Origin of the sequence: Brevundimonas sp., from assembly GCF_032055285.1 — a bacterium.
Classification (GTDB): domain Bacteria; phylum Pseudomonadota; class Alphaproteobacteria; order Caulobacterales; family Caulobacteraceae; genus Brevundimonas.
In genome coordinates, this window is record NZ_DAMBRE010000002.1 from 175,053 (window position 1) to 194,253 (window position 19,201).

The 19,201-nt window shown below is 68.3% G+C and carries 19 protein-coding genes and 1 tRNA gene; 5 read left to right on the forward strand and 15 right to left on the reverse strand.

The features are described from left to right. Positions 1 to 4: 4 nt before the first annotated feature. Positions 5 to 1,744: a gamma-glutamyltransferase gene (ggt, locus tag RTY13_RS06355; RefSeq protein ID WP_312781968.1), complete on the reverse strand. Its 1,740-nt coding sequence runs from the start codon at positions 1,742 to 1,744 to the stop codon at positions 5 to 7. Between the two features lie 393 nt (positions 1,745 to 2,137). On the opposite strand from ggt, the gene RTY13_RS06360 reads away from it, so the two are divergent. Continuing rightward, positions 2,138 to 5,119 (forward strand): TonB-dependent receptor domain-containing protein, encoded by a 2,982-nt coding sequence (locus tag RTY13_RS06360; protein WP_312781969.1) that lies wholly within the window; start codon positions 2,138 to 2,140, stop codon positions 5,117 to 5,119. Between the two features lie 82 nt (positions 5,120 to 5,201). Then, positions 5,202 to 6,653, forward strand: a complete 1,452-nt coding sequence (locus tag RTY13_RS06365) for an amidohydrolase (RefSeq protein WP_312781971.1) — start codon at positions 5,202 to 5,204, stop codon at positions 6,651 to 6,653. 240 nt (positions 6,654 to 6,893) lie between these two features. Here RTY13_RS06365 and RTY13_RS06370 read toward each other — a convergent pair whose 3' ends face one another. Further along, on the reverse strand, positions 6,894 to 7,316 hold the full coding sequence (locus RTY13_RS06370) for a low affinity iron permease family protein (protein WP_312781973.1): 423 nt from the start codon (positions 7,314 to 7,316) through the stop codon (positions 6,894 to 6,896). Positions 7,317 to 7,366: 50 nt separating this feature from the next. Continuing rightward, positions 7,367 to 9,616, reverse strand: coding sequence for a S9 family peptidase (locus RTY13_RS06375; protein ID WP_312781975.1), 2,250 nt, complete (start codon positions 9,614 to 9,616; stop codon positions 7,367 to 7,369). A gap of 138 nt (positions 9,617 to 9,754) precedes the next feature. On the opposite strand from RTY13_RS06375, the gene RTY13_RS06380 reads away from it, so the two are divergent. Continuing rightward, positions 9,755 to 10,570 carry a ferredoxin--NADP reductase gene (locus tag RTY13_RS06380; protein WP_312781977.1) on the forward strand — a complete coding sequence of 272 codons (816 nt, stop codon included), beginning with the start codon at positions 9,755 to 9,757 and terminating at the stop codon, positions 10,568 to 10,570. Between the two features lie 4 nt (positions 10,571 to 10,574). After that, the gene (locus RTY13_RS06385) at positions 10,575 to 10,907 is read left to right on the forward strand and encodes a chorismate mutase (protein ID WP_312781979.1); all 333 of its coding nucleotides are present in this window, start codon (positions 10,575 to 10,577) and stop codon (positions 10,905 to 10,907) included. A gap of 130 nt (positions 10,908 to 11,037) precedes the next feature. On the opposite strand, the gene RTY13_RS06390 is transcribed toward RTY13_RS06385, so the two are convergent. Further along, a complete protein-coding gene (locus tag RTY13_RS06390; protein WP_312781980.1) occupies positions 11,038 to 11,391 on the reverse strand; it encodes an Hpt domain-containing protein in 354 nt (117 codons plus the stop codon). Then, on the reverse strand, positions 11,391 to 12,800 hold the full coding sequence (locus tag RTY13_RS06395; RefSeq protein WP_312781981.1) for an amino acid permease: 1,410 nt from the start codon (positions 12,798 to 12,800) through the stop codon (positions 11,391 to 11,393). Before RTY13_RS06395 ends, RTY13_RS06390 begins: the two co-directional genes overlap by 1 nt. Positions 12,801 to 12,996: 196 nt before the next feature. On the opposite strand from RTY13_RS06395, the gene RTY13_RS06400 reads away from it, so the two are divergent. Then, positions 12,997 to 13,072 (forward strand) — tRNA-Lys (locus RTY13_RS06400). Positions 13,073 to 13,202: 130 nt separating this feature from the next. Here RTY13_RS06400 and RTY13_RS06405 read toward each other — a convergent pair. The 10 genes from RTY13_RS06405 to RTY13_RS06450 are packed head-to-tail and all read right to left on the reverse strand — an operon-like array spanning position 13,203 to position 19,176. Then, positions 13,203 to 13,706: a hypothetical protein gene (locus tag RTY13_RS06405; RefSeq protein WP_312781982.1), complete on the reverse strand. Its 504-nt coding sequence runs from the start codon at positions 13,704 to 13,706 to the stop codon at positions 13,203 to 13,205. 2 nt (positions 13,707 to 13,708) lie between these two features. Continuing rightward, entirely contained in the window at positions 13,709 to 14,029 is a 321-nt protein-coding gene (locus RTY13_RS06410; RefSeq protein WP_312781983.1) for a hypothetical protein, read from the reverse strand. 4 nt (positions 14,030 to 14,033) lie between these two features. Then, positions 14,034 to 14,360, reverse strand: coding sequence for a hypothetical protein (locus RTY13_RS06415; RefSeq protein ID WP_312781985.1), 327 nt, complete (start codon positions 14,358 to 14,360; stop codon positions 14,034 to 14,036). Continuing rightward, positions 14,272 to 14,751 carry a hypothetical protein gene (locus RTY13_RS06420; RefSeq protein ID WP_312781987.1) on the reverse strand — a complete coding sequence of 160 codons (480 nt, stop codon included), beginning with the start codon at positions 14,749 to 14,751 and terminating at the stop codon, positions 14,272 to 14,274. The genes RTY13_RS06415 and RTY13_RS06420 overlap by 89 nt, the downstream gene beginning before the upstream one ends. Next, positions 14,751 to 15,137: a M15 family metallopeptidase gene (locus tag RTY13_RS06425; protein ID WP_312781989.1), complete on the reverse strand. Its 387-nt coding sequence runs from the start codon at positions 15,135 to 15,137 to the stop codon at positions 14,751 to 14,753. Before RTY13_RS06425 ends, RTY13_RS06420 begins: the two co-directional genes overlap by 1 nt. Then, entirely contained in the window at positions 15,134 to 15,325 is a 192-nt protein-coding gene (locus tag RTY13_RS06430) for a hypothetical protein (RefSeq protein WP_312781991.1), read from the reverse strand. The genes RTY13_RS06425 and RTY13_RS06430 overlap by 4 nt, the downstream gene beginning before the upstream one ends. Continuing rightward, positions 15,325 to 15,717, reverse strand: a complete 393-nt coding sequence (locus tag RTY13_RS06435) for a hypothetical protein (protein WP_312781993.1) — start codon at positions 15,715 to 15,717, stop codon at positions 15,325 to 15,327. Before RTY13_RS06435 ends, RTY13_RS06430 begins: the two co-directional genes overlap by 1 nt. Beyond that, on the reverse strand, positions 15,717 to 16,538 hold the full coding sequence (locus tag RTY13_RS06440; RefSeq protein WP_312781995.1) for a hypothetical protein: 822 nt from the start codon (positions 16,536 to 16,538) through the stop codon (positions 15,717 to 15,719). Before RTY13_RS06440 ends, RTY13_RS06435 begins: the two co-directional genes overlap by 1 nt. Positions 16,539 to 16,546: 8 nt before the next feature. Then, positions 16,547 to 18,586, reverse strand: coding sequence for a hypothetical protein (locus RTY13_RS06445; RefSeq protein WP_312781997.1), 2,040 nt, complete (start codon positions 18,584 to 18,586; stop codon positions 16,547 to 16,549). After that, the gene (locus tag RTY13_RS06450; RefSeq protein ID WP_312781999.1) at positions 18,586 to 19,176 is read right to left on the reverse strand and encodes a hypothetical protein; all 591 of its coding nucleotides are present in this window, start codon (positions 19,174 to 19,176) and stop codon (positions 18,586 to 18,588) included. Before RTY13_RS06450 ends, RTY13_RS06445 begins: the two co-directional genes overlap by 1 nt. Positions 19,177 to 19,201 lie beyond the last annotated feature (25 nt).

Below are 19,201 nucleotides of genomic sequence, written 5' to 3' on the forward strand. Positions count from 1 at the left end.
AGATCTACTGGACGCCAAGCGCCAGGGCGTCGGGCCGACGGGTATCCGCCGCGCCCAGGAATCGATCGCCCTCGATCATGATGGACTGGGTGCTGCCCATTGTCATGGACGGGCGGACCGTGTGGCCGCGCTCGCGCAGCAGGCGCTCGACGTCGGGTGAGAAGCCGCCTTCCAGCTCCAGCGGGCTGTCGCCGCCGCCCTGATTCAGGCGCGGACGCATGGCCGCCTCGGCGATGTTCAGCTGATGGTCGATGACGTTGGAGATCAGCTGCACCATGGTGGCGATGATGTAGCCGCCGCCCGGCGTGCCGGTGACCAGCCAGGGCTTGTCGTCGTCAAACACGATCATCGGCGTGATGGTCGAGCCCAGACGCTTGCCCGGCGCCGGCGAGTTCGGCTCGTCCCGCGTGCCCCACGAGAAGTTGTCCAGCGAGTTGTTCAGCAAGATGCCCGTCCCCACCGGGGCGACATGCGCGCCGTAGGAGTTGGACAGGGTGTAGGTGTTCGACACCGCATTGCCGTGGGCGTCGGCCACCGAATAATGAGTCGTGTCCTGGCTCTCGTAGGGATAGGGATTGCCCTCGGGGATGTCGGCGGCGGCCAGGGAGCGATCCATGCGGATCAGCTTGACCCGCTCTGCGGCGAACTCCTTGCTGGCCAGCCCCTGCGCCGGCGTCGTCCACTGGGGCGCGCCGCCGATCAGGCGACGGTCCGAGGAGACGATCTTCATCGCCTCTGAAATCAGATGCAGGCTGTCGACGCTGCCCCAGCGCAGGTCGCGCATGGGGAAGTGCTCCAGCAGGTTCAGCCCCTCGGCCACGCTGACGCCCGAGGCGGTCGGCGGCATATAGGCGATGCGGTGATCGCGATAGGTGGACCAGATCGGGGCGGTCACGTCGGCGCGGTAATCGGCCAGATCCTGCGCGTCCATGATGCCGCCGCGCGCCTGCACGCCCTCGACGATCTTCTGGGCCAGCGCACCGCGATAGAAGGCGTCGGCGCCGCCCTGCTGCACCTGACGCAGGCTCCAGGCCAGTTGCGGCTGCCTGAACAGCTCGCCCGCGCGATAGGGCGTGCCATCGGGCTTCAGATAGGCCTCGCGTGCGCCGGGATCGGTGGCCAGGACCGTGGCGCGACCGGCCGTGGCGTCGGCCTCGCCGTCCGAAAGGATCACACCGTCCTCGGCCAGCTTGACCGAAGGCGCCACCACCTGGGCCCAGGTCAGGGCGCCGAACCGCTTGTGCGCCTCCCACATGCCCGCGACCGTGCCGGGCACCGAGACGTTGCGGAAGCTCGACGGCGCGCGGCGGTCGAACTTGCCGCTGTCGTCCAGCAGGAAGTCCGGCGTCACAGCGCGCGGCGCCGTGCCGTAATAGTTGATGGCGATGTCCTGGGCCGGGCGATCCGCCGTCGCCGCCATGTGGACGATCATGTAGCCGCCGCCGCCGATATTGCCCGCGCGCGGCAGGGTCACAGCCTCGGCGAAGGCCACGGCCACGGCGGCGTCCACCGCATTGCCGCCCTGCTTCAGAATGTCGACGCCGACCTGGGTCGCCAAGGCGCTCTGGCTCACCACCATGCCGCCGCGACCGATCGTCGGGCTGTGGATCTGGCCATAGTTGATGATGTCGCCGCCGCTGCCGACCGCGGGCCGGGTCTGAACCGGCGCCTGCTGCGCCATCGCGGGCGCCGCCGCCAACAGAGCCGCCGCAGCAACCGCCAGAATTTTCACGTGAGAACGCATAGCCACCCCGTCACAATTCGCGTCAAATTCATCGAAACATGAAGCCTGAAACCAGGCCGCGCTCGACGAAGAACGCCCGATCAGAGCGATAGCATTGCCGAAAGAGCGAACTCAAGGCCATTTCAAGGTGATTACCTTGCTCAAAATCTTGAACAACAGCAATATTTGACCTTGAACGGTTGACGACGCGATTGTGGCGGCTTCTAGTCCACTCTGAGACGGACCCTCCGGGCCAAGCGCAATCTCAAGCGTGCCGCCCGGCGTGCGTTTCACGCCTGCCATAAAGACGACCGCCACCGTTCGGGCCTCGGGGGGATACCGAGTCCGATGACCACTACAGGGGATAACCAGACCATGCGTGCAGCCTTCGCTCGTCGAAACTTGAAGACGGCCATGTTGGCCACCACGGCCCTGTTCGGCGCCGCGACCGGCGCCGTCGCTCAGGAAGCCCCCGAAGAACAGGCCACCCAGATTGACGAGATCGTCGTGGTCGGATCGCAGATCCGCGGCGCCAAGGTCACCGCCGCCCTGCCCGTCACGGTGGTCGGCGAAGAACAGATCCTGGCCTCGGCCGCCACCTCGGGCGATGAACTGCTGCGCTCCATCCCCCAGATGGGCGATGTGACCTTCAACGCCTCCTACCTGCCCGCCACCTCCAACTCGGCGCGCGGCGACACCGGCTCGGTCAACCTGCGCAGCCTCGGCATCGGCAACACCCTGGTGCTGCTGAACGGGCGCCGCGTCGTCGGCCACCCCACCAGCCAGGCCAACGAGCACCTGGTCCCGGTCCTCACCTACAACACCAACGCCATCCCGGTGTCGGGCCTGAAGCGGCTTGAAGTCCTGCGCGACGGCGCCGCCGCCATCTACGGTGCGGACGCCGTGGCCGGGGTCATCAACACGGTCCTGCGCGACGACATGACCGACTGGACCGTTTCGGCCCAGTACGGCTTCGCCGAAGGCACCGACATGTGGGAGACCAACTTCTCCCTCTACGGCGGCCAGGACATCGCCGAGGGACGCGGCAACGTCTCGCTCTTCTTCAACTACGACCACCGCGACGAGCTCTCGACGCAGGATCAGTCCTTCACCGCCTCGGACGACAAGCGGCCCCTGTTCGACGGCACGGGCTTCAGCGGATCGGCCCTGAACGGCCTGTCGTCGCTGACGCCCTGGGGTCAGTTCACCCTGCCCAGCGCGGCCTCCTACGGCGGCCAGAGCTTCACCACCTTCACCATCCAGCCGAACACCCTGGCGGGGTGCGCCGCCGCCCTGGCCGACGGCCTGTGCCTGAAGCGGACGACCAATGTCGACGCCTCCCTGCTGGCGGACACGGCCCAGGAAGACCTGACGGTCATGCCCGAGGTCGATCGTTTCAACCTCTTCCTGACCGGCCGCTATCAGATCAACGACGCGGTCGAGGCCTTCGGCGAACTGGGCGCCTACTACGCCCAATCCCACGCGCGTCAGGCCCCGATCAACACCCTGTCGTCGGTCGTCATGACCATAGCCGGGACCAACTACTACAACCCATTCAAGCGGGATGTGCGTCTGACCGGCTATCGCTTCAACGACATGGGGCCTATCAATGTCGAGGTGACCAACCAGCAGTATCGCGCCCTCGGCGGTCTGCGCGGCGAATGGCGCGGCTGGAACTGGGAATCGGCCCTGCTCTGGTCCGAGGCCACGGCCAAGGACGTGTCCGACAACATCTCGACGACTCGGCTGGCCGAATGGGCGGCCAAGTCCACGCCCGACGCCTACAACTTCTTCAACGGCGGCGACCCGGCCAATCCGCGTTTCGGCGACGCCACCCCGTCCAATCAGGAAGCTCTGGACGCCATCCGCGTCGACATGGTGCGCAAGACCAAGACCGAACTGGGCCTGTGGGACTTCAAGATCTCGCGGCCTGACCTCTTCACCCTGCCCGGCGGTCCGGTCGGCATGGCCGCCGGCATCGAGGCGCGCACCGAGACCCAGCTGGACGATCGCGACAGCCGGATCGACGGCACGATCCGCTACACTGACAAATCCGGCGCGACCTACAGCGACCTGATCAACTCCTCGGAAAACCCCGACACCTACGGCGAGCGCGACGTCTTCTCCGCCTATCTGGAGTTCGCCGCGCCCCTGGTGTCGCCGGAGATGAACATCCCCCTGGTTCACAATCTGGAGGTGCAGGTCGCGGGCCGCTTCGAGAACTATTCGGACTTCGGCGACGTGGCCAAGCCCAAGGTCGCCGCCGCCTGGGACATCGTCGACGGCTTCCGCGTTCGCGGCTCCTGGGCCCAGGGCTTCCGCGCGCCCAACCTGGAGCAGATCAACGCCACGGTGATCACCCGCTCCAACAGCTCGAACGACTACATCTACTGCGAGGCCCTGCTGCGTCGCGGGGCTATCACCAGCATGAGCCAGTGCGGCGCCAGCACCGTCTCCGGCATTCCCAACAGCTTCGCCGACAAGGCCAGCGCCAGCCAGACCCACGTCCGCAAGCTCACGGCCGAGCGCCGCTCCGGCAATCCCGACCTGCAGCCGGAAGAATCCGAAACCCTGTCCTTCGGCCTGGTGGTCCAGCCGCGCTTCCTGCCCGAACAGTTCGGCGACTTCACCTTCACCGCCGACTGGTGGCAGGTCGAGCAGACCGGCATGGTCGGCCTGTTCCGCGGCCAGAACGCCCTGATCCTCGACTATCTGCTGCGCAAGCAGGGCAGCTCGAACCCCAATGTCGTGCGCGCTGATGCGACCGCCGCCGATCAGACCATCTTCGCCGGCACCGGCCTGGCCGCCGTCGGCGAGGTGCAGTACATCACCGACGCCTACACCAACCAGCAGCCCCAGACCGTCGAGGGCCTGGACCTGGGCGCCATGTGGAGCCTGCGCGACACGGCTTACGGCGACTTCAGCCTGAACCTGAACGTCTCGCACCTGCTGAAATACTATCTGGAGCTGGCGCCGGGCGCTCAGGCCCTGGTGGACGCCAAGGAGAAGGGCGACATTGATCCCTCCATCTCCCTGGGCGGCAGCATGGGCGACATGATCCGCGATCTGGGTCGCCCGGAATGGAAATGGTCCCTGTCGGGCACCTGGCGCAAGGATGCCTGGACCGTCGGCGCCTTCACCCAGTACATCTCGTCCCTCTATGACGACAGCCTAACCAACTCGGCGGGCGACTACTGGACGGTGGACGCCACCATCACCGCCAACCTCTATGGCGAGTATCAGTTCGACGAGGGCCGTCTGGCCGGAACGGCCGTGCGCGTCGGCGTGCGCAACCTGACCGACGAGGAACCGCCCCTCTCGGCCGCAGGCTTCGTCGGCACCGTCTATCAGCCCTACGGACGCTACTGGTACGCCAGCTTCCGCAAGACCTTCTGATCCGGTCTTGATCCTCTCGGGCGGAAGGCGAGCCATCGCCTTCCGCCCTTCGTCTATTCGCCGTCTGTTTGTGGAGTTCCCGATGAAACCCGTCTCGATGCGCGCCCTGGCGCTCGCCGCCGCCCTGTCCGGCCTCAGCCTCCCGGCCCTCGCCGGCGAACTGTCGCCGCAGGCCCGCGCCCAGATCACCAGCACGGTCGAGCGCAACCAGCCCGCCCTCGATCACGCCGCGCTGGAAATCTGGAAGTTCGCCGAGCTGGGCTATCAGGAGACCCAGAGTTCGACCCTGCTGCAGGGCCAGCTGCGCGAGGCCGGCTTCCAGGTCACGCCGGGCATCGCCAACGAACCCACCGCCTTCCTCGCCAGTTTCAAGAATGGCGACGGCCCGGTCATCGCGGTCCTGGCCGAATACGACGCCCTGCCCGGCCTGTCGCAGACCCTGAACCCGGTGCAGGAATCGGCCGGCGGCCACGCCGGTCACGGCTGCGGCCACAACCTGTTCGGCGCCGCCTCCGTCCATGCCGCCATCGCCGTCAAGGACTGGATGGTCGCCAACAACATCAAGGGCGAGCTGCGCGTCTATGGCACGCCCGCCGAAGAGGGCGGCTCGGGCAAGGTCTACATGGTCCGCGACGGCCTGTTCAACGACGTCGACGTCGCCGTCCACTGGCACCCCGGCAACGTCAACAGCGCCCGTCAGGGCGACACCATGTCCAACGTCTCGGGCAAGTTCCGCTTCTACGGCACCGCCGCCCACGCCGCCGCCGCGCCCGATCGCGGCCGCTCGGCCCTGGACGGGGTCGAGGCCATGAACGCCATGGTCAACCTGATGCGCGAGCACGTGCCCGACCGCACCCGCATCCACTACGCCATCACCGACGGGGCCAAGGCGCCCAACGTCGTCCCGGCCTTCGCCGAGAGCTATTACTACGTCCGCCACAACGACCCGCAGATCGTCCGCGACGTGCTGGAGCGGGTGAAGAAGGCGGCCGAGGGCGCGGCGCTGGGCACCGGCACCCGCGTCGAGTTCGAGGCCATCGGCGGCGTCTATTCCATGCTGCCGAACGAGGCCCTGATGAACGTCATGGACCGCAACCTGCGCCATGTCGGCGGCATCACCTGGACGCCCGAGGAAATCGCCCTGGCCACCGAGATCCAGAAGACCCTGCCGACCAGGCCCGACCTGGCCAGCGTCGGAACGATCGAACCGGCGGTGATCGGCGGCGACTTCGGCGGCTCGACCGACGTCTCGGACGTCTCCTGGGTCGCGCCGACGGTCGGCCTGTCCACCGCCACCTTCGTCCCGGGCTCGGCGGGCCACTCCTGGCAGAACGTGGTGGCCGCCGGCTCGACCATCGGCCTGAAGGGCGCCCATCTGGCCGCCAAGACCCTGGCCCTGACCACCGCCGAACTGTTCCAGAGCCCGGACACCATCGCCACGGCCAAGGCCGAGTTCGAGCGCCGTCGCGGCCCGGACTTCAAATACGAGGCCCTGCTGGGCGACCGCGCCCCGGCGCTCAACTACCGCGACTAAGCTCCAAAGCCCCTTCTCCCCTTGTGGGAGAAGGTGGCCCGTCAGGGCCGGATGAGGGGTGTCGGCGCAATCGTGAACAGATCAACTCGCCTGGCATCCCTCTCCAACCCCGATAAAACACGGCGATTGCGCGTGTCTTGCCGCGATAAGCCCGCCGCCTCCCGTCCGTCCGCCATGATGCGCGCTTCGCCAGCGGCCCGGAGGGATTTCAGACGATTCAGACGAATTGGACTCTGTTTTTCAGGTCTCGCTCTCCGCCGCGCGCCTGGCCGGTCGGCTCCTGACCGGCCGCGCCGGCTGCCCCGCATGGATGTCGCGCCCGCGCCGCTCAACCTCCTGCAGGATGACCGCCAGCTCCTTGTCGGTCAGGTGCTCGATGCCGATGAAGCCCGCGTCGGCCTTCTTCACCGCATAGACCAGCTCGTCCAGCTTGGCGTGCATGGCCGCCGCGTCACGGTTCTGGGTGTTCTGGATCAGGAAGACCATCAGGAAGGTGATGATGGTCGTGCCGGTGTTGATCACCAACTGCCAGGTCTCGCTGAATTTGAAGACCGGGCCCGTCACGGCCCAGCCCAGCACCAGCAGCAGACACAGGATGAAGGTCCACGGACGACCCGCCACCTTGGCCGTCGTATTGGCGAAATGGTTGAACAGCTTTTCCATTCCGGCGGAACGGCGGCGCTTGCCGCTTGTTCCGCCGGAACGGGACCGGATCAGTTCGCCTTTTCAGCCGCCCGCGTTCCAATCGTGCGATCCAGGAAGTCGAGGTAGGTGCGCCACAGGTGCAACTGACGCTCGTTGCCGCGCACGCCGTGGCGCTGACCGGGATAGAGCATGGTCTCGAAGGGGATGCTCTTTTCCTGCAGCGCATTCAGCACGCGCGTGGTGTTCTCGAAGATGACGTTGTCGTCGGCCATGCCGTGCAGCAGCAGCAGGCGCCCGGTCAGGTTGTCGAGACGACCCAGCACGTCCGAGGCGGCGTAGCCTTCCACATTGGCCTGCGGCGTGGACATGTAGCGCTCGGTATAGGCGGTGTCGTAGAGGCTCCACTCGGTCGGCGGGGCGCCGGCCAGGGCCGAGGCCAGACCCATCTTCGGCTCGGTCAGGGCCATCAGGCTCATGAAGCCGCCGTAGGACCAGCCCATCATGGCGATGCGGCTGTCGTCGACATAGGGCAGCGACCGGAGATAGTCGGCGGCGATGACCTGATCCTCGATCTCGGGCTGGCCCATCTTCAGGTAAAGCGCCTGCTTGAAGGCCGCCGAACGCTCACCCTCGCCCCGGTTGTCCAGGCGGAAGACGATGTAGCCGGCCTCGGTCAGCAGTTGGTTGGTCGCGCCCTGCCAGGCGTTCTTGACCCCGCCGCCCGACGGGCCGCCGTAAACCTGCATGACGACCGGATAGGTCTTGGTCGGATCAAAGCCCGGCGGCGTCGTCATCTGCCACACCAGGGTCTCGCCGTGGCTCTGCAACGTGCCGAAGGTCGGCTTCTGCTGGCGCTCGGCATAGGGCCAGAAGGGATGGCCGGGCTGGAGCTTGTTCTCCTCGATCCAGCGCAGACGCGTGCCGTCGATGCCATAGAGAGCCGACTGCGATGGCGTGTTCACGTCGGTATAGTTGCCGACATAGGCCGTGCCGGTCCGGTTGACCGAAGCGCTCCACCAGCCGCCGCGCGGGGTGATTTCCGTCGGCGTCGTGGTCCGCTTCAGGCTGGCGCGGAACAGCTGCTGCTCGATCGGGTATTCCTTCCCATCGCGCATCGAGGCGGTGAAGAAGACCTCGCCCGTCGCTTCGTTGACGCCGTCCAGCGCCTTGACCGGATAATCGCCGCGCGTGATCGCGCGCAGACGGCGACCGTCCCTGTTGTAGAGATACAGGTGCTTCCAGCCGCTCTCTTCCGACGCCCAGATGAAGTCGCCGTTCGTCAGCGGCTTGAAGTCGTGGGTCAGCGGCACCCAGGCGTCCGAGCGCTGGGTGGAGATGACGCGGCTGGCGCCGGTCGTCGGATCGACGCTCAGCAGGTCCAGGGTCTTCTGGTCGCGAGACAGGCGCTGGACGTACATCGTCCGTCCGTCCTTGGCCCAGTTGACGCGGGCCAGATAGATGTCGGTGTCGGCGCCCAGGTCCACCTTGACCCGCTTGCCCGCCTGCACGTCCTGCACATAGAGCTCGACCACGGCGTTGGGCCGCCCGGCGCGCGGGTAGCGCTGCTCGATAACCGAAGCGCCGCCGCCGGTGATGTCGAGGCGCGGAATGACGTCGACCTGGGTCTCGTCGGTGCGTTGCAGGGCGATGAAGCGCTCGTCCGGGCTCCACCAGTAGCCGGTGTCACGATCCAGCTCTTCCTGGGCGATGAACTCGGCCGTGGCCCAGGTGATCAGGCCGTCGCCATCCGTGGTGATCGCCTGTTCGGCGCCGGAGGCCAGGTTCAGCACGACCAGATCCTGATCACGCACGAAGCTGACGAACGAGCCTTTGGGCGAGACCTTGGCGTCGATCTCGTCCGCCGTGGTTTCCGTCAGGCGACGCACGGCGCCGTCAGCGCGATTAGCCAGGAAGATGTCGCCTTCCAGCGGGGCCAGGATATAGCGGCCCTGCTCGTCCCACGAATATTCGACCACGCCGCGCGCCGAGATACGCATCCGCTCGCGGCGCGCCTTCTCGGCCTCGGACAGTTCGCCGGCGTCGGGCACCAAGGCGCGGGCGTCGATCAGCTTGAACGGCTCGCCGCCCTTCACCGGTGCGGCCCACAGGTCCAGCACATCCACATCGTCGGGACGCGAGCGCAGGAAGGCCAGCAGTTCGCCGTCGGGCGACAGGCTGACGCCCTTGGCGACGGGCCCGGCCAGGGACGGATTGGCGAAGACCCGCTCGACCGTCAGGATCGAGGACGCGGGGGCCGTGGCGGCCGGCGGCGTCGCGGGCTGCGGAGCGGATTGAGCGAAGGCCGAGGTCGCAGCCATCAGGATCGTCGAAGCAAGAAGGAATGTGCGCATGGCGGCGAAGCTAGAGGCGGATTCTTCCGCCGTCATCCGCAAATCTGCGCGGCTGCGACGCCCGCGAGCCTTTCGCATTCGCCCGCGACCGCCTAGTTAGGCCCCATGTCCGACGCCTCCCTCGCCGCGCCCCCCGTCAAGGCCAGCCCTTTCCACGACCTCGAGGTCCTGTGGGTCCGCCACTGGAACGACCAGCTGTTCAGCTTCGGCGTGAAACGGCCCGAGGATTTCCGCTTCCGCTCAGGCGAGTTCGTCATGATCGGCCTGCCCGGCGAAGACGGCAGCAAGCCCATCCTGCGCGCCTATTCCATCGCCTCGCCCTTCTGGGCCGAGGAGCTGGAGTTCTTCTCGATCAAGGTCGAGGACGGCCCGCTGACGTCCCGCCTGCAGAAGATCCAGCCGGGCGACAGCGTCCTGATGGGCAAGAAGCCGACCGGCACCCTGGTGCTGGACGCCCTGACCGGCGGCGAGCGTCTGTGGCTGATCGGCACCGGCACGGGCCTGGCGCCCTGGCTGTCGGTGGCGCGCGATCCCGAGACCTATTCGCGCTTCAAGCAGGTGATCGTCTGCCACACGGTGCGCAACGTCGCCGACCTGGCCTACCGCGACTTCTTCAGCCACGAGATCCACGACGATCCGCTGATCGGCGACGAAGCCAAGGCCCAGCTGACCTATTATCCCACCGTCACCCGCGAGCGCTTTGAGACGCCCGGCCGCATCACCGACCGCATCAAGTCGGGCGACGTCTTCGCTGACCTGCAACTGCCCATCGGCTTCTCGCCCAACAGCGACCGCGTCATGCTATGCGGCTCGATGGCGATGATCAAGGAGACCGGCGAACTGCTGGAATCCTACGGCCTGAAAGAAGGCTCGAACGCCGAACCCGGCGACTATGTTCTGGAGCGCGCCTTTGTCGGCTGACCTGATGACCGCCCCCCGCTCCGTCGCCATCGACGACCGCAAGGCCCCGGAAGACTGCGTCACCATGATCGACGTGCGTCAGGGCGTGGACGCCCTGGACCGCGCCCTGGTGACCCTGCTGGCCGAGCGTCAGCGCTACATGGACGCCGCCGCCCGCATCAAGCCGAACCGCGACGCCGTCTTCGACCAGGCCCGCATCGACGACGTGGTGGCCAAGGTCCTGACCGCCGCTGAACCCGCCGGCCTGTCGCCCGACATCGCCGAGCCGGTCTGGCGCCTGCTGATCGACCGCTGCATCGCCCACGAGTTCGCCAAGTACGACGCCACGCGGGGCTGACACCCCTTTCCTCCCCACGCGTGGGGAGGGGGACCGCGTAGCGGTGGAGGGGCTGTCGCGCCTGTGGATACGGCCCCTCCGTCTCGACCGCTGACGCGGCCGATCCACCTCCCCATTCATGGGGAGGAAATCACCCCTTCAGGCCCCTCAGCATCAATTCGTGGCGATAGGCGGCGATGTCGCCCAAGGCGACGTCCAGCGCCGTCCTGACCCGCTCCAGCCCTGCCGCGGCCAGCGCCTGCTCGCCGTGCTCGACCTCATGGCAGACCGCAGCCAGATCACGCGCGCCGATGCCGGCGCTGGCCCCGCGAATGGTGTGAACCGCATCGCGCCAGCCCTCGGACGCGGCGTCCAGCAAGGGCGACCACAGGGCCGCCTGCTGGACGAACAGGCCCAGGACCTCTTCTGTGACGTCGTCCATGCCGCCGGTCATGGTCTCGAGGACGGTGAAATCCACCGCCCCCGTCAGATCACGCGCCGCCATCAGGCTTCCGGGCTCTTGGCCAGGCGGGCGTTCTTGGACGACCACAGCAGATAGATGGCCAGGCCGAACAGGTTCCACAGCAGGAAGTAGAACTGGGTCGAGGCCTTCAGGCTGAAGAAGAAGACGATGCAGCCGATGATGGCGACGCCGCCGACCAGCCACCACAACGGCGCCTTGAACTTGCGCTCGCGGTTCGGCTCGCGCACGCGCAGGACGATCAGGCTGACGCCCACGGCCATGAAGGCCATCAGGGTGCCGGCGTTGGCCAGCGAGGCCAGTTCGTCCAGGCGCATGATGCCGGCCAGGAAGGCCACGACGATGGCGGTGAAGACGGTCACGACGACCGGGACGCCGCGCTTCGAGATCTTGGCCAGGCGGTTGGGCAGCAGGCCGTCGCGGGCCATGCCCAGGAAGATGCGGCTCTGGCCGAACAGGAAGGCCAGCAGCACGGTCGGCAGGGCGATGACGGCGGCGGCGGCGATCCACTGGGCCGCCACGCCCTGCCCCAGACCGCGCATGATCAGGGACAGGGGTTCAGGGCTGTCCGAGAAGCTGGCGACGGGCGCAGCGCCGATCGCGGCGGCGGCGACGACGATATAGAGGACGGTGCAGACCACCATCGAACCGATGATGCCGATGGCCAGATCGCGCTCGGGCTTCTTGGTCTCTTCCGCCGCCGTGGCGATGGCGTCGAAACCGTAGAAGGCGAAGAAGATGATGGCCGCCGCCGCCATGACGCCCGTCTGGACGAAGGGCGCGCCGAAGCCGTGCGGCATGAAGGGGGTGAAGTTGGCGGCGTCGAAGTGCGGCAGGGCGATGGCCACGAAGGCCACCAGAGCGGCGATCTTCACCAGCACCAGGATCGCGTTCAGCGTGGCGCTCTCCTTGGTGCCCATCAGCAGCAGGCCGGTCACCACGGCGATGATGAAGACGGCCGGCAGGTTGATCAGGCCGCCCTCGACGTGCGGGCCGACCGTCAGGGCCAGCGGCAGGTCGATGCCCAGCCCTGCCAGGAAGGGAATGGCGTAGCCCGACCAGCCCACGGCCACCGCCGAGACGACCAGAGAATATTCCAGGATCAGGCTCCAGCCCACGACCCAGGCGAAGATCTCGCCCAGCGACGCATAGGAATAGGTATAGGCGCTGCCCGAAGCCGGCATGATGGTCGACAGCTCGGCATAGGCCAGGGCCGCGCAGGCGCAGACCAGACCGGCCAGGGCGAAGCTGATCAGCACCGCCGGCCCCGCCAGCCCCGCCCCGACCCCGATCAGCGTCAGGATGCCGGTGCCGACGATGGCGCCGACGCCCAGGGCCATCAGGTGCGGCCAGCTCAGGGTCTTCTTCAGCGCCGGCCCGTCATGCGGGGCCAGCATGGCATCGATCGATCGCCGACGGTTCCAGAACGCCATGTGCTCATTATTCCCCAAGGCCGCTCTACCGGCGGCTGATTCCGGCCGCGACCTTAGCGCGCGGAACAAACTTTAGAAAATCCCGCAATCAGCCCTTGCGCCCGCTCCGCTTCCTGAGTAATAGGACGGCCCTTCGGGCAACCCAGCGGGTCGCTGCGAAGAGCCGGCGCCACACCAAGGGCGCAGACGACGGTACGGGTGATTAGCTCAGTTGGTAGAGCAGCTGACTCTTAATCAGCGGGTCCACAGTTCGAACCTGTGATCACCCACCATCGAATTCCTTGAAAACATTGAAACTTCCCCTTTCGGGGAGACGTGCGTGCCAGAACATTTCGGCAACCGTGAGACCTTGGCGAAGTCTCACGTGAGACCTTGGCGACTTTCGTTCTTCTTGCGTTCACCTCAGGGCCAGACGTATTCCATCTCGGCCGCGCCGATGCTCGGCCGGCCCCTGAACGCCTTGCCCAGCACCCGGTCCCAGCGCAGGTATTCGGTGCAGACGTAGGCGGCGTCGGCCACCCCGTCGTCCTCGGAGAGCGACACATAGCCGTTCCTGTCCGTGCTGTTCCACACCAGGACGGGCGCATCCGCGACGATCCTCATGAACACCTGCTGACCATTGGCCGCCAGGGCGTTGAAGACGACCAGCGAGGGCATGGCGTGCTGGACCGCGCGGGCCACGGCCGAAGCCGCGTAAAATCGATCCAGCCAGCTGGACCCGAACATGGCGCCCGTCGCCGCCGCCGCCGTGGTGCGAAAGGCGCCGCTGCCCACAAAGGCTCCCGCCCACGTCGCCACGCCCTGCGCCGCCAGGGTCGCGATATGGGCGTCGAACTCCGCCTCCGTCCGAGCGGGCGCCCCGCCGGCGTCCGGCGCAGCCATCAGATAGCCCGGCTGGACCAGCATGGTCAGGCCACCGGCACGATCAGCAGGAAGCCGTCCGCCGTCGCCCGCAGGGCCGCAATCTTGTCGCCGCTCTTGATCTGCAGATGGAACTTCTCGCCGGCCTTCAGAGGAATGCCGGTCGTCGCCGCCGCCGTCGGCGCGGGACCATGGTCGAAGACCAGGTCCGTGGTGGCGCACAACAGCACCTCGTCCGCCGTCACGACGGCCGAGGCGGCCGAGGCCGCGCCCACGGCCAGGCGCTGACGAACGGCCGCCACGCCATAGGCGCGCGTGGTCTGGCCCTGAATGGCGGGCGGGCGAGGATTGGGTCGGTTCGGGGCCATGGCCTCAGTCTCCTTGCGTCGGGCAGGGCTCGCCCGTGTGAAATTGGATCAGTCGGCCCAGCTGGCCGTTCACCTCGCGATAGCCGCGCGCCAGGCCGATGATGCTTTTGCGCCAGGCGGGCGGGATCGTCGCCTCGCCCTCGCGCGGCAGGCCGGACGGCGCGATGGGACAGCGCAGCAACTCGGCCGGCGGCTTCTCGATCACCGTGCGCACCACCACGACCGGCTCGGGAGGGCTCGGCTCAGCGCCGGTCGTCGCGCAGGCCGCCAAGCTCATTGACAGCAGCAGCCCAGCCAGGGCCGACCCGGTCGTCTTCCTCAACAGCCGCATCGGCCGCCTCCATCCGTGCGACGACCTGGGCCGTCCGTTTCGACATCGCCGCCGCCAGGGCGGCGTCCGCGGCTTCCCTGCCCTCGCGCCGCTCCAGATCGGCCAGCAGGGCGTCCAGCGACCCCTGCTTCAAATCCTTCTCGACCTGCGCCAGCCGCCGGATCTCGCCCAGGCAGGCCGCGCCCCACGCGCGCTTCTTCACGCCCTCGGGCCGGAACGGCGCGCCCGCCGCCTCGCAGGCCTGGTCGCCCCAGCGGGTCAGGCCGTCGCGGTCATGCGCCGCGATCTCGCCGCGCACATAGAGACCGCCCGCCACCCCCATGACGACCAGCAAGGTCAGCAGCTTGCGCCCCGCCTTCACGCCCTCGATCATGGCGGCGATCCCCGCCATCAGGGATAGGCCTTCCGGTCCAGTTCGAAGTGCGGACCGTCTCTCAGCGACGTCCAGTCGCCGCCCCAGATCAGGGCCACGCGCTTCTCCAGGGCCGCCTGTTTGAAGGCCGCCGCCACCTGGGCGTAGAGCGGCCAGTCCCAGCGCACCTGTCCGTCGACCAGGGCGGCGACGTCCACGGCGTGGCCGGTCAGGTGACGACTGTTCATCGTCCGGCTGGCCCCGGCGGCGAAAAGCTGCTTCTGCCGCGTGACCGTGCGCAGGCCTTCGGTGACCACGAAATCCAGCGGGCTCAGTTCCAGCGCCCGCGTCACGACCGCGACCAGATCGGGGTGAACGCCCTCAAGGTTGCGCTTGGATCGGGCGGAAAAACGGAACGGCTTCACTGGCCTTCCTCCTTCGGTGCTGCAGGCACCACGCCCGGTCGGCGCAGCCAGCTGCGCACGGCCCCGAAGGCAATGGCGCCCACGATGAAGCCCACGGCGTTGGCGACAGGCTGCCCCCAGTGCAGGACAGGGGCGAACCCCGGCTCCACACAGGCGGCCAAAACGACGGTAATCAGCGAGGCGGTCATCAACCCTCTCCTTCCGTCTTAGGGGGTTCAGGAACCACGCCCGGTCGGCGCAGCCAGCTGCGCACGATCTCGGGCAGGGAGCGAAAGGCCCCGGCGCCGCCCTCGATCGCCGCTTCGCGCCAGCGGCCCACGGCCTTGAAGGCGATGGTGGCCACGACGAAGCCCACGGCGTTGGTGACGGGCTGGCCCCAGTGCAGGACATGGCCGAACCCCGGCACCACATAGGCCGCGAAGACCACGCCGACCGTCCACTGGATCAGGCGGTCACGCAGGCCCAGCCCACGTTCCCACGCCTGCCCCACGGCCGCGCCCATGGCGGCCGGGATCAACGGCTGGACCCACGCCCAGACCGGGGACAGCATCTCGATCAGCGCGGGTTTCCAGCCGGCCATCAGGCGGTCACGGCCGCCCGGACGCTGGCGCACAGGTCCAGGATGGCCGTGCGCGCCGCATCATTGGTCTTGGCGTCGACGTCCGGGAAAATGGCCATTAGCGCCATGTCCCCATAGAAGGGATTGACCGTCCCGCCGCCGACCAGCACGGACCGGTCGCCGCCTGCGATCGGGCCGACCGCCATGGCCGGTCCGGTGTCCGCATGGACCCCGTTCTTCCAGTAATCCGTGTGCGACACGCCGCTGGCGCCGGCCTTGACCGACACCACGATGGACAGCCAGGCCCCGGTCCGCAGGGCGGCGGCCCAGCCAGCGACGGTGACGCCGGCCTGCTGCACGATCAGGTCGCCATTGGTCTTGTTCAGCACGTGATACCAGCTCTCGCTGGCGCACTCGAGAACCGCGCCGCCCGAGGCCCACAGTTCCGGCGGCCAGGTGCCCGTGCCTTCGGTCCCCGACGGGGGCATCCGCACCACATAGGCCGCCGTATAACTGCCCGAGGTCGGCATGACCGCCTGGCCGCCCGGCACGGCCAGACCACCCGGCGCAGACGCCGCCCCCTCCATGCCGAAACGCAGGGCGTGGGCCGAGCCGTGGGCCACCAGTCGCGGCGCGCCGCTGAAGACCGGGCGATAGCCCCGCCCTGCAGCCCGGCACAGGGTCTCGGTCACATCGCCTGACGCCTGCCGCACGCGGGCGGGCGACGGCTGTATCCACAGCGACGGCCGAAGATCCATCGCCGCCTGCTCGACGGGCGACGGCGCCGGCAGGACCGGCCCGTCCTGCTGCGTGAACTGGGATTTGCCTTTCAGGACGATCATGTCGCTTCCTAGGGTTTGCCGATTTCGAGGATGAAGGCCGGGCACCAGTTGCGGGACGGCTCCCCGCCGTAGATGGACGTGACCGAGGTGCTGTCGCGGATCAGGCCGCGCGCCCCGCTGACCGGCCCGTCAGAGGTCCCGCTGGTGCGCGCGACGGCGTATCCGATGCGCCCGCTTCGGCCGGTCGGGGCGCTGGCCAGGGTCAGCTTCAGGCTGCGGTTGGCCAGCACGGCCACGCTCGACACGGCGGGCGCCGCGCCGGAACGGTCGTCGAACACAAAGCCCGCGCTGGCCGTCAGCCCCGTCGTGTTGACCACGGCCCCCGAGGTGTCGATCACCAGGGGATAGGTCGGGGCGTCGAACTCGATCACCACCTCGGTCGTGCTGGCCCAATAGGCGTTGACCGGCTTGATCGCCCGCCCGCCGGTGCCGAACCACTCGGCCAGTTCCAGCCGCGCCAGGTCCTGCCCCAACCGGTTGTAGCCCAGGGCGTTCAGGTGAATGCTGTCGCTATAGGGGTGCTGATAGTGCGGCCCGGCCAGTCGGACCCCCTCCTGACCGTCAGCCCTCACCGCCCCCATCTGGACGTCGCGCGCCCAGATGTCCGCCGCGGGCGTATAGGCGCATTGGCAGACCAGCAGGACAGGCGGCTCGGCCTGCCCCGTCCGGGCCTGCGCATCGGCGGCGAAATGCCGGGCCATCTGTTTCAACTGGCGCTCGACGGTCGCGGGCGTGGTCTGGCCGGTGTCGGCGTCGCCCTCCGACCCCAGCCATGCGCCCGCCGTCACGACGGGGATCAGCCCCTGCGCCCGGCACAGGCGCGCCGCCTGGTCCAGGGCTTCCAGCATGGCGGTCCAGGCCGGCTGTCCGCGCTTGAGGCCCGCATAGGCCTGCGCCCCCTGCGCCGCCACGATCGTCAGGGTGGTGATGCGCCGGCCGGTCGCGGCCTCGACATCGCGGGTCAGGGTGTTGGCCCAGGCCGAGGCCGGGGTTTCCTTGGCCGGGTTGACCGCGCCATTGTTCTTTTCGACCAGGGGAACGAAGCCGGTGGCGCCCATGCCGATCAGGCGGCGCGGCCCCTCATTGGCCGAACCGTCCAGCATCAGGGCATGGTCGGGATAGAGGGGCGTCGCGGCGATGATGGCGTCGCCGCTGCTGGTCTGGCCGGTCGCCAGCGACTGCCCCATCAGGACACGGATGTAGCAGACCTCGTCCTGCGCCGTGTGGATCGCGGTCCGGTTGAACGGCGCCCAGGCCTGCGCCCGATAGGTCAGGGGCTCGCTCGCTGCGACGCCCCCGGCGCCCGCCACCAGGTCGAACACCCCGCCTTCGCCCAGCCGGTATTGCTTCTGCTCCGCCGTCCAGAAGGACAGGACGCGCCGCGTCGCCACGTCGATCACCACCTCGACCGGCGCATGACCGTCGATATAGCCGAAGCCCGGCTCGGCCATGCCGCCCAGGTCGCGGGCGGTCGGCACACGCTCCAGCTCGCCGTCCTCGGCGATCTGAACCAGGCGGCGATCCACGTCCATGATCGGGGCGAACCGCCCCTCCCGGTCCTGCAGGCCGAAGGCGATGTTCCGGGTGTCGAAATCGGCGTGCGGCTGATCCTTCAGGAACATGCCGGCCTCTTCGCGGGCGGCGGCGCTGATGCTCTGCTGCACCGACTGCGGCACCAGATCGTCCAGCCAGGCCCAGGCGGACCCGTTGTGTCGCCAGACCCCGTTGCCGCCCGGCACATCGCCCGCCGGGTCCTTGCGCACCTCGGCCCGCGCGCCCGCCGTGAACGGTCCCGGCAGGGCGGCCAGCGCCGCCGCCGTGGACACGACAATCGTCGTGCCGGCGTTCTCGACCTGATCCTTCAACAGCCCGAGTTCGGCGATGGCCGCATCCGTCTCGTCCTTGCGCGCCTGCGGCACGCCGCCCAGGGTCACCCCGTCGCCGATGCGCAGGCGATGCTCCGTCACATCCGTCGCGACCTCGCCCGCCAGCAGCAGGGCCTGATCCAGCGTATTCTTCGGGCCATAGGGCAAACGTCTGCGGGCCATCAGGCGAACGCTCCATCGTCATAGGTCAGGGGGTCCGAGGCCGCGCCCCAGGCGCCGTCGTCCTCAAAGGTCGCGCCGATGCTGTTCAGCACGTCCACGGCGGGCATGACCCTCAGGTCGCCGTTGTTGTCGAAGATCGGCATGGTCTCGATGCGCGCCGCCGTGGGCGGGAACGACTGCCCCGCCTCGCCCGGCGGAAAGGCCGCCGCCCGCGCCGCCTCGACGCGGTTTTCCTGCGCCATCCGCGTCAGCCGGTCATAGGCCTGCTCGCTTTCCAGCGGCTTGAAGTCTTCCAGGTCCCCGAACGGCTTGTCCTGCCGCACCGGCGAGCGCCGCTGACGCAGCACGCGCGCCCCGGCGGGCGGGCGACGGCCAGGCGCGAACACCAGCTCGGCCCCGTCGTTCAGCCAGTCCCCGGCGGCGACCGTGAAATCCACGCCGCGCACCTGCTCGACAAAGGCGCCCTTGTCGTCCGGCGCCACGAAGACGCGCACCTCCTCGACCTTCTCAAAGGTCCAGACGGTCGGATAGGCGTCGGTCTCGCCGCTGGCGACCGACACCTGTTCGGGATCTTCGGGCAGTTGGGCCATGGCGCATCATCACGGCCCGCCCCTG

Bases quoted from the DNA above. Each gene is read 5' to 3' on its own strand.
- RTY13_RS06365 (WP_312781971.1), top strand. From the start codon at position 5,202: ATGAAACCCGTCTCGATGCGCGCCCTGGCGCTCGCCGCCGCCCTGTCC.
- RTY13_RS06410 (WP_312781983.1), bottom strand. From the start codon at position 14,029: ATGGCCCCGAACCGACCCAATCCTCGCCCGCCCGCCATTCAGGGCCAG.
- RTY13_RS06420 (WP_312781987.1), bottom strand. From the start codon at position 14,751: ATGGCGGGGATCGCCGCCATGATCGAGGGCGTGAAGGCGGGGCGCAAG.
- RTY13_RS06370 (WP_312781973.1), bottom strand. From the start codon at position 7,316: ATGGAAAAGCTGTTCAACCATTTCGCCAATACGACGGCCAAGGTGGCG.
- ggt (WP_312781968.1), bottom strand. From the start codon at position 1,744: ATGCGTTCTCACGTGAAAATTCTGGCGGTTGCTGCGGCGGCTCTGTTG.
- RTY13_RS06375 (WP_312781975.1), bottom strand. From the start codon at position 9,616: ATGGCTGCGACCTCGGCCTTCGCTCAATCCGCTCCGCAGCCCGCGACG.
- RTY13_RS06405 (WP_312781982.1), bottom strand. From the start codon at position 13,706: ATGCTGGTCCAGCCGGGCTATCTGATGGCTGCGCCGGACGCCGGCGGG.
- RTY13_RS06395 (WP_312781981.1), bottom strand. From the start codon at position 12,800: ATGGCGTTCTGGAACCGTCGGCGATCGATCGATGCCATGCTGGCCCCG.
- RTY13_RS06445 (WP_312781997.1), bottom strand. From the start codon at position 18,586: ATGGCCCGCAGACGTTTGCCCTATGGCCCGAAGAATACGCTGGATCAG.
- RTY13_RS06435 (WP_312781993.1), bottom strand. From the start codon at position 15,717: ATGGCCGGCTGGAAACCCGCGCTGATCGAGATGCTGTCCCCGGTCTGG.
- RTY13_RS06440 (WP_312781995.1), bottom strand. From the start codon at position 16,538: ATGATCGTCCTGAAAGGCAAATCCCAGTTCACGCAGCAGGACGGGCCG.
- RTY13_RS06430 (WP_312781991.1), bottom strand. From the start codon at position 15,325: ATGACCGCCTCGCTGATTACCGTCGTTTTGGCCGCCTGTGTGGAGCCG.
- RTY13_RS06380 (WP_312781977.1), top strand. From the start codon at position 9,755: ATGTCCGACGCCTCCCTCGCCGCGCCCCCCGTCAAGGCCAGCCCTTTC.
- RTY13_RS06385 (WP_312781979.1), top strand. From the start codon at position 10,575: ATGACCGCCCCCCGCTCCGTCGCCATCGACGACCGCAAGGCCCCGGAA.
- RTY13_RS06450 (WP_312781999.1), bottom strand. From the start codon at position 19,176: ATGGCCCAACTGCCCGAAGATCCCGAACAGGTGTCGGTCGCCAGCGGC.
- RTY13_RS06360 (WP_312781969.1), top strand. From the start codon at position 2,138: ATGTTGGCCACCACGGCCCTGTTCGGCGCCGCGACCGGCGCCGTCGCT.
- RTY13_RS06415 (WP_312781985.1), bottom strand. From the start codon at position 14,360: ATGCGGCTGTTGAGGAAGACGACCGGGTCGGCCCTGGCTGGGCTGCTG.
- RTY13_RS06390 (WP_312781980.1), bottom strand. From the start codon at position 11,391: ATGGCGGCGCGTGATCTGACGGGGGCGGTGGATTTCACCGTCCTCGAG.